This window comes from Wolbachia endosymbiont of Pentidionis agamae (assembly GCF_036711655.1).
GTDB lineage: Bacteria > Pseudomonadota > Alphaproteobacteria > Rickettsiales > Anaplasmataceae > JAZHPY01.
In genome coordinates this window covers 1-12,669 of sequence record NZ_JAZHPY010000022.1, presented here as the reverse complement: position 1 = coordinate 12,669, position 12,669 = coordinate 1, and the positions used below count along the sequence as shown (strand labels likewise).

Here is a 12,669-nt window from a genome sequence, read left to right as displayed (position 1 = left end):
CAAAGCTGATTTAACTTTATCTAACATAACTGGTGTTGATGCTGGAAAACAACAAATCCTAGCAACTGCTGTATTTGATGCAAAAGATGTTAGTAATAAAAACATTGCTGAAAACAAATTTGCTAAAACAGATTTATCTAACTTAGATCCTAGTAAAGCAAAAACGCTAGCGCAAAATATCATTAATCAAGCTTTTCCTTCTAGCAATCAAGGAAGTACAGATGAACAACAAAAAGAGCAAGCAACAAAGATAGCTGCAACTATAGCCACAGCACCTGCAATAATAAAAGCAGTAGCAGAAAAGGTACTAGAAACTCCAATCAGTAAAATGTCTGAAACGCAATACTCTGATCTTATGGGGTCACCAGACTCATCAGAATGGTCATTTTTCTAGTTATTTTAATGGGCTATGCTTTTTGCATAGCCTTACTCTCTATTATGAAATAACTTAAAATAATTATTTAGCAGGCAGTAAGTTTCGTGTAAAGGAAGTCCTATTGCAGAAGAGTAAGAACCACGAAAAAATAATATAAACATTCCTAGAAGCCCCTGGATATTGCACCCACCTGCTCTATTTTGCCATTCTTTTGACTCTAAATAATATCTTATCTCTTGTTCACTAAAACGTTTGAGTTTTATAATTGTCATGTTGGTTTTTACATGCTCCCGCTTTTCAGGGGTGATAAAACAAATACTTGTATATACCCTATGTCTTCTACCTGAAAGTAACCGTATGCATTTTTCTGCTTGATCAATATTTTCAGTTTTAGGAAGGATTCTTCTTCCACAAGCAACAACAGTATCTGCACTAAGTACAAAGTAATCAGAATGAGCCTCGTACACTTTATTTGCTTTATTTCTTGCCATACGAATTGAATAGTCTTTTGGCAACTCTTTTTTATTTATGCTTTCATCAATATCTGCAGATAAAATAAAAGCCGGCTTAATTTTTATTTGTTCTAATAGAGCTATACGCCTCTCTGAAGATGAAGCAAGAATAAGATTACTGAGATGGTTTTTCATCAGTACTAATATGCAATCTTCTTATAATACGACCTTTTTTTCTTTCATTTAAATCATGCTTACTTATTTCAAGCAATACACGATCTCCTAAACTGATACGTTTTTTTCCTCTTCTTAATTGACCTGAAACGTGACAGATAGCTTCACAATTATTAGTTAACTTCACTAAAAATTCTGCAGCACGAAGTAACTTAGTAACAACCCCTTCCGCTTCTATAATTGAATTTTGTTTTTCTACCATATTTTGAATTCATTAATAGTTATATACTTTATCCAATTTGCTGAAAATTACAATAAAATTGTTTGACTAACTTGATCTATGATGATAAAGAATTAAATAATTCTTATTATATTTTAAGTATAATATATATTGTTATAATAATATAAAGGTAATCCCAAATGATTCAAGCTTGGTTATATTTAGCACTTGCTGGAATAATAGAAATAATATGGACTACGTCGCTAAAGTACAGTGAAGGTTTTACTAAACTTGTACCAGTATTAGTGATTCTTATTTGTGCACCTATAAGTCTTTATTTCTTATCAGTTTCCATAAAAACCATTCCTCTTGGTACATCCTATGCAATTTGGACTGGCATAGGAGCAATCGGTGCAGTAATAGTTGGAATTATACTGTTTAATGAATCTATGAATATAGGACGCTTGTTATCTATTGCCCTCATAGTTACAGGAATTGTAGGTGTGAAGTTCTTTACAAGATAATTATGATTGGTCTTATCTAGTTAAAAAAGTTCATATTCCTCTACAACAATATATAAAGAGTTGGGTAATAATCTATAGATTTTAACATTTTTAATCCAGTCATTTTCAGATTTAATATCTTCTGCAAGTTTTGTTAATGATAAATAAAAAATACTAGGCTTTTTTCTGTCTATTAGATTTATGATATTCTTTTTAGTGGTGAATTTATTACCACTAACATCAACTTTATTAATAACAAAACCACTACTGAGAAGCAAATTCACTATATACTGATCACATCGAGCCAAGTAACTTTCTATAGATGCAATAATTCTGCCTAATAAACTAGAAACTATTAGCACTAGAAAAAGAGATATAATAATAGCAAATGCACACCTTTTTAAAAAATGCCTTTGAGTTTCAGTGATATCTACAGTTTTTTTTTATCCATATTTAAAAATATTCTCTCATTATTCTTTGTAGAGAAGAATGCTAGTTACGTTTCTTTATTATTAGCTGAGTGCATGCTAAAAGCATACATAATAAAGTGTATATTAAGTTCCAAGCAGCTAAAGAAAGTCCTAAAAGATACCTAGGCTTATCACAAGAAGGTAAAGCATTAGGGTTAAGCAGATTATTTTTTAATTCTTCTACTGTTGGATTACCCTTTATTTGCTCAGCACACCCTAAAACATCGTGAAACCAGTGAAACTCAAGCCCCATGTGATAGAAGGATATTATTGCTCCAATCAAATAAATAAAAAATATTAGGCAAATTAAAACTTTATTACTTTTCATCAAGCAAAATGCTGAAAGCACTCCTGCCATGCAGTAAACTATACGTTCGTATATACATAATTTACACGGTAGCATATGAAAAAAGTATTCTAGCACATAAGCAATCACTAAAGCAAAACTACTACCTAGTAAAAAAACTATAGAAGCTGATTTCAACCTATCATTGCTAAACATAGCTGTAAAATTTTAAATATTAGATTTATTATTACAAAAAATCAGTAAGAAATCTACTCAAAAGTGCGACCAATCAGCTAAAGAAGCATTAGTTGGAGTAGCAATTGCTTTTTCATTTTTACCTGTAAAATCTATGGAATATAGTTTAGAACTACTACCATTTTTATCTAATTGTGTCTTTGTAAAAATAATTGTTTTTCCATCAGGTGACCATGCCGGTGCTTCCACTTTATATCCTGCAGTCAAAATACGTTCTTCTGTGCCATCTGGCTTCATTATTCCTATATAAAATTTTCCAGACAGAATCTTTGTAAAAGCTATTAGATTACCAATTGGTGACCACACAGGCATAGAATATGTTCCATTTTCAGCACTAATTCTTCTTGGTCTATTTATTTTTTTTGTCAAATCCATTACATACAGCTGTTGACTACCATTCATATCAGAGCTAAAGACTATAGACTTTTGATTTGGTGAAAAAGAAGGAGAAGTGTTAATGTATAAATTCTTAATAACTTCTTTCTTTTTTTTCTTGTCCAAATCTAAGGATAATATGCTTGTTTTTCCATCATAAGAATGAGAAATCAGCAATGATTTACCACTTGAAGAAAATCTTGGTGCGGAACTTACCCCATCGAATACAGCAGCAACTGAAACGTCATTTTTTTTTAAATCCCTTAACATTAAATAACTTTTATCATTTATATATGCTATATATATAATCTTTTTACCATTTGGAGAAAATCTTGGTGTCGAAACAAATTTATTTCCATCAGTTAAATATTTTAGGTTTTTGCCGTCATGATTCATAACTGCAATTCTACGCACATATTTTTGTTCTTCTTTTTCTTCTGCTACATACGCAATCCTTGTATCTAAATACCCACACTCACCTATTACTTTACTATATATTACATCAGATATACTATGAGAAATTTTTCCCAAATCTTTCTCTAAAAAAACCATGGATTCACTCACTAACTCTTTTCGATAAACCATATCTACTATACTAAAAACTAACATAAACTTTCCATTTTTTAGTTCGTTTACACTGCCTGTAAGTAACATTCCATCCATTGAACCACTTGTTTCATTAGCTTCTAAAATTCTAAAGTAGCAAGAGTAAGAAAGGTTTTCTTTTATTAACTTAATAACACCACTACTTAACCTATCCTCTACCTCTGAATGATAAAGAAATGGAGAAATTATAATGTTCTTCGTGATGTTACTAGCATACCCTAATAATGGTATGCATAATAAATATAGAATAAAAAAACTCTTCATTAGACCTGTTCTATTTGTACCTCAATAATAGGTTTTTTTAATATGTATCTTTTTAATATAGCAGAAACTAATTGCTCAATTTTATCTTTTATTTCCTTCACTTTTAAACTTTTAGAACTAAAAGCTAACTCCACTTCTTTTATGATTTTGTGCATTATACTTGCATCTTCTGATAAGTCAAAAATCCCAGGTGCAAATACTTTAGGCTTTGTTAGTATTACATTTTTTTTACTTACAATCACTGTAATAACAATTAACCCAGAATCTCTCATTCTTTTACGTGCTTTGATTACATTACCTTCAGTGCAACGCAATAATTTACCATCAATACCAAAATAGTTAACAGTTATCGAACCAACTTTTCCACCGCTTACTAAATTTACGAAATCCCCAGGCTTAACCATTACTGTATTTTTAATTCCGCACTCTTCAGCCAATTTTATATGCTCATACATATGAATGTATTCCCCATGAACTGGTATAGAAATTTTTGGCTTTACTAGAGAATACATTGTTTTTAGTTCCTCTTTTGTAGGATGTCCAGAAGCATGTACAAGTTTTGACTTTTCAGTGATAACTTCCACTCCCATTTCAATAAAAGCATTAAACATTTTATGTATACGGATCTCATTACCAGGAATAATTTTTGATGAAAAGATCATAGTATCACCTTGTTGCATTTTAAAAAATTTGTGTAAATTTGTAGCTAACTTTGCAGTAGCTGCAAGCTTCTCACCTTGACAACCTGTACAAATAAGTAATAACTTTTCTCTTGGTAAGTTTATTGCTTCATCTGCATCTAGTAACTGCATAGAATCTTCTAAATATCCGCTATTTTTTGCAATCTTAGTTATTCTCCATAATGATTTTCCAAGCAATACAACTTTTCTATTTAATGCCTGTGCAACACTTGCAATAGTTTTAATACGTGCCACATTTGATGCAAATAGTGAAACTGCAACAAGTCTTTTAGATTTTTCCACTATATCATGAATAGTAGAATAAATATCGCCCTCTGACTCTTGAGTACATTTACTAAACACATTTGTAGAGTCACAGATGATAGCCGATAACCCACCTTGATTGCCAATTTCAGTTAAGCGTTTTATGTTAAATGTTGGACCAATAACTGGATCATTATCAAATTTCCAATCTCCCGTATGCAGAACATTCCCTGCATCAGTGCTAACCAATATTGCATTTGACTCAGGAATTGAATGAGTAATATTAATAAATTCAATTGTAAAGGGGTCTAAATTTATACTACCATTAACACTGACTTCTTTTAATATTACCTTTTTTTCTAATCTGAACTCTTTTAATTTTTCTTTTAAAAAATTAATTGTAAATCTTGTCGCAAACACAGGACACTGTAATTCTTCCCAAAGGTATGGGATTGCGCCGCAATGATCTTCGTGCGCATGAGTAACTATAATTCCTAGTAAATCTTTTCTTCTTTCTTTAATAAATTCCACATCAGCAATCATTAACTCAATACCAGGCATATCCTCATCTGCAAAACCTACACCAAGATCTATTATTATCCATTTTCCATTGTAATGATATAAACTTACATTCATACCAATTCTTCCAACTCCTCCAATAGGCAGGAATAAAAATTCACTTTTTTTGATATACATTCATTTCAACCGGCTAAAATCTTTATTATAGCAAAACTTCAAATTTTAAGAAAGTAAATTATAATAGAATTAGGCTTTATATAAACCACCCAAATAATAGTTATGAATTTAAATCTTCTAATCTGACTTATGAAATATAATAACTATTAATCGACAATACTTTAAAAAGAGTGCCCATATTCTCCGTTAACCTTAGATATTCACTTAGGAGTTTCTTTTTTTGCTTTTCATTATCTATATTTTTCATTAATGCTTGGATCCTCTCTTTTATACCATATAAGTACAAGAATTCTCTCTGAGTAAGGAGATTAGAATCCAAACACTTTAAAGTGTCTTGCAATGCCTTAAAATTTACAAGAGCAGTTATGTCACTTTCACCTATATTTTCTAAAATATTGCTGTATCTGTGGTTTTTTATGGACTGCAAGGTATTTTTAAATGGTGGATTGATGTACCCATAATCTATAATTAAAGCAGATCCACTGTTTTTACAGAGATACTCTTCAATTTTCTTCATAAGATCAATTCCAACAGAACACATTTCTATTGTTGCACCATCAAAAAGCCTTTCTTCTATACTTATCACATTTACTGCTTTTGTTTTTATGTGAATCATACTTAAATCCTTTGCTACTCGTACTTCATATAATTCTCCATTATAATAAACAAATTGATCTATTGGCATAGCATCAAAAAATTCATTTGCAACAAATATGGCTATTTTTTCTGGTAAAGTGTTAATACTTATATGCCATGTAATATTAAAATTTTTTAGAGCTTGCTTCTGCAATTCAATAAGAATTGGGCTAATTTCAATCAAGTGTATTGACATCGCATTATAGAAATCTTGATGTTTTTTAGTTACTCGCATTATATCTTGCATTAAAGTTCCTTTGCCTGGCCCAAACTCTACTAGAATAAATTCTCTTGGCTTCCCTAATTTCTCCCAAGCTAGCATAATCCACACTGCTAATATTTCACCAAACAATTGGCTAATTTCAGGAGAAGTAATGAAATCACCAACTTGACCAATAGGATTTTTACTGTTATAATACCCATAGTTTTTATGATAGAGTGCAGTTTTCATAAATTCTGATATTGATATCGACCCATTGTTTTCATCAATCAGTTTGTTTATGTATCCTAGCATACTCTTAGTAAATATTTAACTGTACTCTGGAATAATGATAATGGTAAGCTCAAAATAGTAAAGCTGTTGTATAAAGAAGGTTATTTTATGAATGTTAAAGCTTCAAATAACCCATATAAACCTGATGAATTACAAAGTAATCAGGTTGATGGGCTTATAAAGAATGATGAAAGAAAAGCGCTAGGCACTAAGAATAATTTCACTTTAGATAAATTGCAAAGCAGCCAAATTTTAGAAATCTTTAATAATGTACAAAATAAAGTTGTTAATATAAATGATGGTTTAACTTTAGCAGAAGTACTGCAAGCATTACTCAAAATTCTAAATGGTAATCTAGATTTACTGAAAAAAGTGTTGATGCATGCTAAAGTTATGGTAGAAAATGGAATGAAAATAGTGCAAGAATCTCAATTATCTAAGCGTGAGGTTTATCAAGTTTTACTTAAAAATCAAGTTAGGTCCTATGATAAACTCAATAAATTTCCTAACCACTTAACACCGAACGTTAAGATAAAACAGAAGGGTAGAACAATATGAGCAGCAGTGTTAAAAAGTTTACAGTAAATTGTGATTTTAAAGGTCAAAGTTTGCCTTTTGTTATATACATAGGTGAACCAAAAATTGATATGCATCCAATATATCATCAAGACTCTTGGCTTTCAAAAGAACGCGGGGGCAATATTCCTACTAAAATTAGAAAAAGCTTGGATCAATTATATAAACTTTCAAAAGAAAATAATGTTTCTTTTCCAGACCTTTGTGCATACGCTATCACTGTTGTTTCCAGTAGCAATAGCGGTAATGATAGTAATGAATAAATCTACAGATTTACTCATACGGCGAGAATAATAAAGCAAAAGGTTCTGTTTTAAAATAACTTAAAATCCTTAGAGGTCAAAATTTTTCACTAGTACTTCAAGAATATAAATCAGTTTTTGGCTTTGTTTTTTTCTACATGGTCCGGCAAGGTAACCTTAATTTTTTTACTACTTATATTACTCGGATGTACACTTCTCTCATATATCATCCCATGATTTATTTCTTCTTGAGATTATTTATAGATTCTGAGATTCCAGCAACTCTCTAATCTATTGGTATTTTTTTACCAATAGTCATATTTTAATACCTATTAGGTATCTTTAAGTAGAATAATTCATTGCTTTTATACATACTTGGGTTAAAATACATACGAGCTTTAAATTAAAAATTATGTTGTCTGATTACGTTGCTGTAGCAGCTTTCATATGTGTATCAATTATAGTATCTTTAGTTCTAGGTATATTGCCTATTTTTTTTTCAGTAAGAAATCCATATAGTGAAAAGCTCTCTACATATGAATGTGGTTTTACTCCTACTTCAAGCGCAAGAAAAACTTTTGATATTAAATTTTATTTGGTTTCTATGTTATTTATAATATTTGACCTAGAAATAATATTCCTTTTTCCTTGGGCTACTTCCTTATCTAAGATAGGTTATGGTGGATTTTGGTCTATGATGATATTTCTTGCAATACTAATTGTTGGCTTGGTGTATGAATGGACTAAAGGTGCATTAGAATGGGAATAACAGATAATCATAGCTACTTAAAAGAATATAAAGAAAATGGTTTCCTTATTACTAAGTTCGGTGATTTATTGGATTATATAATGAATTGGGCTAGATCTGGTTCTTTGTGGCCGATGACATTCGGACTTGCGTGTTGCGCAGTTGAGATGATGCACACTGGTGCTAGCCGTTATGATTTTGATAGGTATGGAATAATGTTTAGAGCAAGTCCTAGACAATCTGATGTCATAATTGTTGCAGGCACATTAACTAATAAAATGGCAGCAGCACTACGAAAAGTTTATGACCAAATGCCTGAGCCAAGGTATGTGGTATCAATGGGAAGTTGTGCAAATGGCGGTGGGTATTACCACTATTCTTATTCAGTAGTACGTGGATGCGATAGAATTGTACCAGTTGATATATATGTTCCAGGATGTCCACCAACTGCAGAGGCATTATTACATGGAATGTTGTGTTTGCAAGATAAAATAAAGCGCACTAAGAATTCATGAGTAAAGTAGATAAGATTGCAGATTATATAAAAAATCAACTCAAATGTGAGTACATAAAAAAAGATAATTACACCATTGAAGTTACTTCAACTTTACAAACAATAGAAAGTAACTTAGAGTTTCTGAAATGCGATGAAAAGTGTAGATTTGAAGTATTAATTGATATTTTTGCAGTTGATTATCCAAACAACGAAAAACGTTTTGATTTAATATATAATTTACTTAGTGTCGTTTATAATTCTAGGGTTTGTATAAAGCTTCAATTAGATGAAGGTGAGTCTCCTCGAAGCATAGCAGAGTTTTTCAGCACTGCTTCCTGGTTTGAACGTGAAGTTTTTGATATGTATGGAATAGAATTCATAAGCCATCCAGATCTGCGCAGAATACTTTCTGATTATGGATTTAAAGGTTATCCTATGCTTAAAGATTTTCCATTAACTGGTTATGAAGAGGTAACGTATGATGAAAAAGCAAAAAAAGTTGTTTATCAACCTGTGGACCTTAGCCAAGACTTTCGTACATTTGAAAATTTACTATCACCATGGGAAGGTAATAAAAAATCAGATACTACTTAGCACCTGATATTGTGTTACTTCATTTGTCCCAATAACAAGTGCTAAACCTACTACAGGTAGTACTTCTAATCCTAAAGCAGCACATATTCCTCCAGCTACTAATGGAAGAAAGTATGCTCCTTGTAATGCTCTTCTACTTAAATTACTGTAGAATAAAAAGATCTGAAATTTAAGAATATGGAGAAACAGATAAAAGAACATGTACAAACTATATGCTGCAGAATCTGTAAATGCAGATCCAGTTATTCCTCAAGCATTTCCGAGGACTTATGACTTCAAATGGTGCTATAGTACGGCTAAAGTTGCATGCACTTGTCACATGCACAATGTAGCTATACAACAAAGCTATTCGGAAGTTCATTAATAGTTCTTGCTAATGATAATACTCTTACTTCTTTTGCACCAGAATTCATGATTTCTTGCGCACATGATCTTATTGTCGCTCCAGTTGTAATAACGTCATCAATCAATACTATTGATTTATTCATAAAAGCTTTTTCATTTAATACTCTGAAGGCTTTTTTTAAATTTTCTTGACGTTGTTTTAATGAAAGTCCAGATTGAGGCTTTGTATTGCATACACGTTTTATTTTAAAAAGATCACACGGCAGTTTAGATAGTTTACTTATAGCTTGTGCAAGTAAAGCTGATTGATTGAATTTACGTTTAAATAAACGTAATTTATGCAATGGAATTGGTACTATCAAATCAGCATTTTGAAACATATCTTGGTTAGCATTATACATCCATTTTGCATAAGTTTTTACATAGATTAGATTATCAAAAAATTTTAAGTTGATGATCATATTTTTACTATTCTCATCATATCCAAAAACTGACTTTAATGTTATAAATGGCGGTTGCTTCGTAGTACATAAACCACAGGTAATAATATCACCTGGTATTAATACACCGCAAGTATTACAATAATGCTTTGTTAAAAAGTTAATCTTACTATAGCATTTGTTACATAAATCTTCATAACTATGAACAACACATTCACAATTAGCACAAGTTTTAGCAAAAACAACATTAATTACTTTTTGAAAGAATAAAAAAAAACATTAATAATTTAACTTAATTATCAAAAATAAGGTTACTTAAATTTAAAAAACGTATATGATAAAGTTATCTCACTCAAATCCTTCGTATCAGGATCAAGAATAATATCTTGATCAATAAAAAAAGATATAGGCATTACTACTTTCTTTTTTGGTGGCAACACCTGTTCATTAAAGCAGAAACATGCAACCTTGTTAAAGTATTTTCCAGCTTTAAAAGGTGTAACATTATATACTGCCATTCCAGATACTTCTTCATCAGATAAATTTTCTGCATAATAAAAGGTTAATTCTTCTTTACCTATTGTTGCATCTGTATAACTCATCTCTGGATTAAATGACCATAGTAAATCTGGTGCAACATCAGAATTAAAGTATACACGAATTTTTTTCTTATCTTTATTAATAGAATCTTTACGTACATCTACAGCTCTTCTTGTTGTACCACCATATCCAGTAACCTTACAAAAAATACTATATAAAGGTACTGATGCATATGTAAGACATAACATGGAGAAAACTAAAGAAACAAGAAAGATAACTATAGATTTTCTCTTTTTATAGTGATTTAATTGCAATACATAAGAAATTGTTTAATCCCTGTTACTAGCTAAACCAATCAACCTCAATAGACTAAGGAATATATTAATGAAATTAAAGTAAAGATCAGTTGCACCTATAATAGCAACTTTACTTATAGTAGTATCTGAACCATCATTAAGCTGATAATAAATATCCTTAATTCTTTGTGCATCATAAGCAGTCATGAGGGTAAAAACTATAACTGATATGAATGATATTGCAAAATGAAGAGCTCTACTATCAAGAAAGAGATTGACTAGTAATGCAACAAATAATCCCCAGGATCCCATAATTAAAAAAGAACCAAAACTAGTTAAGTCTTTTTTTGTATTATTACCATATAGTGCCATAGATCCAAACATTATCGAAGTAATGAAAAAAGCCCTTGCTATACTTGCTTTTGTATATAGCAAAAATATATATGATAAAGATAGGCCCATCAATGCTGAAAAAGTAAAGAACATTGCAATTACAGATTGTGTACTAAGAGTAGAAAACCTAAAACGCATAAAAAGCACTAATGCTATAGGGGAAAATATCACTAAAAGTGATATAAATGGGTTGTAGTGTATTACCAAGAAAAGCCCTGAAGAAGCTACTAAAAACGCGACAAGCCCTGTTACACCCAATGCTAAGGCCATATAATTATAAACTTTAGTTAAATAATCTCTTAAGCCAGCACTGTAATACACTCCATCAGAGCGAATATTCTGCTTATCTTTTATGGAAGACATAATATTAAACCTCTAAATTTTACTTATAGTTTTTATATTGTAATATAAAAACACACTTTTATCAAGTATAAATTTGTATCTATGCGACATATCTCTCAAATCTCAGATTGAGATAATTGATTGTTTTTACTTATATATGTACTACTCACAATATTTATGCATTCTCCATGAGATTTAGTTTTTACGTTCACTAATCCTTTTTTGTGTGCTTCTATAGCACATATATAGCCTACCATAAAACACACCATACCTATAAGACCAACTAAAGCAGCAACTGCTGCTGCTCCTGGAGGAGTAATGCTAGCAGTGAATAAAAATGGTAATAAAATTATCTTTCTTATTAATAATGTAGAAGATCCTATTAACATATATTCTCCTTCCGATATATTATGGCCCTTTTCTTTATCTAGTTTTTCATTACCATTTTTTTGATGTTCATAATGTACAGAAAGACAACTTATAGAAAATCCAATTATGCTTGAAATAATAAATGCTATATCTTCTATAATTCCTAGAGAAAATATACTTGATGCCATTACAGCTGCTAGTACTAATGTAGAGAATGCAGCATTAATATAATTTATGCACTTCTCTTTATCACAAGAATTCTTCCTATCTTGAAATTTTCCTAATTTTTGTTCTCCTTTTTCTATCTCTCTATTATTAAAAATCAGATACCATGCAGCAACGCACGATATAAGAGAAATAGGTAATAATAGATAAGATAAGGTAGCACTTAATGTACCTATTAATGCTAACCCAGTGCATAATTTTACCAATTCAATAGCCATTAAAGCAACAAAAAAACCCATTGTTGCAAGGACAACATATTTTCTCATCAATTCTCTTGGTTTGAGTTTTTCTACATGTTATATGTATGAGATAG

Annotated in this window: 19 protein-coding genes; 7 read left to right on the top strand and 12 right to left on the bottom strand. The window is 30.6% G+C overall.

The window, feature by feature from the left end:
* On the top strand, window positions 1-394 hold a 394-nt coding region (locus tag V6U76_RS02080), incomplete at its 5' end, for a hypothetical protein (protein WP_333023365.1).
* A gap of 32 nt (window positions 395-426) precedes the next feature.
* On the opposite strand, the gene V6U76_RS02075 is transcribed toward V6U76_RS02080, so the two are convergent.
* Window positions 427-1,023, bottom strand: a complete 597-nt coding sequence (locus V6U76_RS02075) for a Maf family nucleotide pyrophosphatase (protein ID WP_408647407.1) — start codon at window positions 1,021-1,023, stop codon at window positions 427-429.
* Complete coding sequence (locus V6U76_RS02070; protein ID WP_333023364.1) at window positions 1,004-1,264, bottom strand: S1 domain-containing protein; 261 nt, start codon at window positions 1,262-1,264, stop codon at window positions 1,004-1,006. Before V6U76_RS02070 ends, V6U76_RS02075 begins: the two co-directional genes overlap by 20 nt.
* Before the next feature lie 158 nt (window positions 1,265-1,422).
* Between V6U76_RS02070 and V6U76_RS02065 the strand changes: the two genes are divergently transcribed.
* On the top strand, window positions 1,423-1,746 hold the full coding sequence (locus V6U76_RS02065) for a DMT family transporter (protein WP_333023363.1): 324 nt from the start codon (window positions 1,423-1,425) through the stop codon (window positions 1,744-1,746).
* 20 nt (window positions 1,747-1,766) lie between these two features.
* Here V6U76_RS02065 and V6U76_RS02060 read toward each other — a convergent pair whose 3' ends face one another.
* The 5 genes from V6U76_RS02060 to V6U76_RS02040 all read right to left on the bottom strand — a co-directional run bounded on the left by V6U76_RS02060 (window position 1,767) and on the right by V6U76_RS02040 (window position 6,771).
* The gene (locus V6U76_RS02060; protein WP_333023362.1) at window positions 1,767-2,087 is read right to left on the bottom strand and encodes a cell division protein FtsQ/DivIB; all 321 of its coding nucleotides are present in this window, start codon (window positions 2,085-2,087) and stop codon (window positions 1,767-1,769) included.
* A 130-nt stretch (window positions 2,088-2,217) separates the two neighbouring features.
* Complete coding sequence (locus tag V6U76_RS02055) at window positions 2,218-2,697, bottom strand: disulfide bond formation protein B (RefSeq protein WP_333023361.1); 480 nt, start codon at window positions 2,695-2,697, stop codon at window positions 2,218-2,220.
* A gap of 57 nt (window positions 2,698-2,754) precedes the next feature.
* On the bottom strand, window positions 2,755-3,981 hold the full coding sequence (locus V6U76_RS02050; RefSeq protein WP_333023360.1) for a protein TolB: 1,227 nt from the start codon (window positions 3,979-3,981) through the stop codon (window positions 2,755-2,757).
* The gene (locus tag V6U76_RS02045) at window positions 3,981-5,621 is read right to left on the bottom strand and encodes a ribonuclease J (protein WP_333023359.1); all 1,641 of its coding nucleotides are present in this window, start codon (window positions 5,619-5,621) and stop codon (window positions 3,981-3,983) included. The genes V6U76_RS02050 and V6U76_RS02045 overlap by 1 nt, the downstream gene beginning before the upstream one ends.
* 127 nt (window positions 5,622-5,748) lie before the next feature.
* Window positions 5,749-6,771 carry a class I SAM-dependent methyltransferase gene (locus tag V6U76_RS02040; RefSeq protein ID WP_333023358.1) on the bottom strand — a complete coding sequence of 341 codons (1,023 nt, stop codon included), beginning with the start codon at window positions 6,769-6,771 and terminating at the stop codon, window positions 5,749-5,751.
* An 87-nt stretch (window positions 6,772-6,858) separates the two neighbouring features.
* On the opposite strand from V6U76_RS02040, the gene V6U76_RS02035 reads away from it, so the two are divergent.
* From V6U76_RS02035 to V6U76_RS02015, 5 genes are all read left to right on the top strand, one after another.
* Entirely contained in the window at window positions 6,859-7,308 is a 450-nt protein-coding gene (locus V6U76_RS02035; RefSeq protein ID WP_333023357.1) for a hypothetical protein, read from the top strand.
* The gene (locus V6U76_RS02030; protein ID WP_333023356.1) at window positions 7,305-7,589 is read left to right on the top strand and encodes a DUF2610 domain-containing protein; all 285 of its coding nucleotides are present in this window, start codon (window positions 7,305-7,307) and stop codon (window positions 7,587-7,589) included. Before V6U76_RS02035 ends, V6U76_RS02030 begins: the two co-directional genes overlap by 4 nt.
* A 391-nt stretch (window positions 7,590-7,980) precedes the next feature.
* Complete coding sequence (gene ndhC / locus V6U76_RS02025) at window positions 7,981-8,337, top strand: NADH-quinone oxidoreductase subunit A (protein ID WP_333023355.1); 357 nt, start codon at window positions 7,981-7,983, stop codon at window positions 8,335-8,337.
* Entirely contained in the window at window positions 8,328-8,831 is a 504-nt protein-coding gene (locus V6U76_RS02020; RefSeq protein WP_333023354.1) for a NuoB/complex I 20 kDa subunit family protein, read from the top strand. The genes ndhC and V6U76_RS02020 overlap by 10 nt, the downstream gene beginning before the upstream one ends.
* Complete coding sequence (locus tag V6U76_RS02015) at window positions 8,828-9,406, top strand: NADH-quinone oxidoreductase subunit C (RefSeq protein WP_333023353.1); 579 nt, start codon at window positions 8,828-8,830, stop codon at window positions 9,404-9,406. Before V6U76_RS02020 ends, V6U76_RS02015 begins: the two co-directional genes overlap by 4 nt.
* Here the strand turns inward: V6U76_RS02015 and V6U76_RS02010 are convergent.
* From V6U76_RS02010 to V6U76_RS01985, 5 genes are all read right to left on the bottom strand, one after another.
* Window positions 9,392-9,607, bottom strand: coding sequence for a hypothetical protein (locus V6U76_RS02010; RefSeq protein WP_333023352.1), 216 nt, complete (start codon window positions 9,605-9,607; stop codon window positions 9,392-9,394). The genes V6U76_RS02015 and V6U76_RS02010 overlap by 15 nt on opposite strands.
* A gap of 131 nt (window positions 9,608-9,738) precedes the next feature.
* Window positions 9,739-10,443, bottom strand: coding sequence for a ComF family protein (locus V6U76_RS02005; RefSeq protein WP_408647408.1), 705 nt, complete (start codon window positions 10,441-10,443; stop codon window positions 9,739-9,741).
* A gap of 59 nt (window positions 10,444-10,502) precedes the next feature.
* Complete coding sequence (locus V6U76_RS01995; protein WP_333023349.1) at window positions 10,503-11,045, bottom strand: cytochrome c oxidase assembly protein; 543 nt, start codon at window positions 11,043-11,045, stop codon at window positions 10,503-10,505.
* A gap of 15 nt (window positions 11,046-11,060) precedes the next feature.
* Complete coding sequence (locus V6U76_RS01990) at window positions 11,061-11,783, bottom strand: Bax inhibitor-1/YccA family protein (RefSeq protein WP_333023348.1); 723 nt, start codon at window positions 11,781-11,783, stop codon at window positions 11,061-11,063.
* A 95-nt stretch (window positions 11,784-11,878) separates the two neighbouring features.
* A complete protein-coding gene (locus V6U76_RS01985) occupies window positions 11,879-12,622 on the bottom strand; it encodes a hypothetical protein (protein ID WP_333023347.1) in 744 nt (247 codons plus the stop codon).
* Window positions 12,623-12,669: the final 47 nt, after the last annotated feature.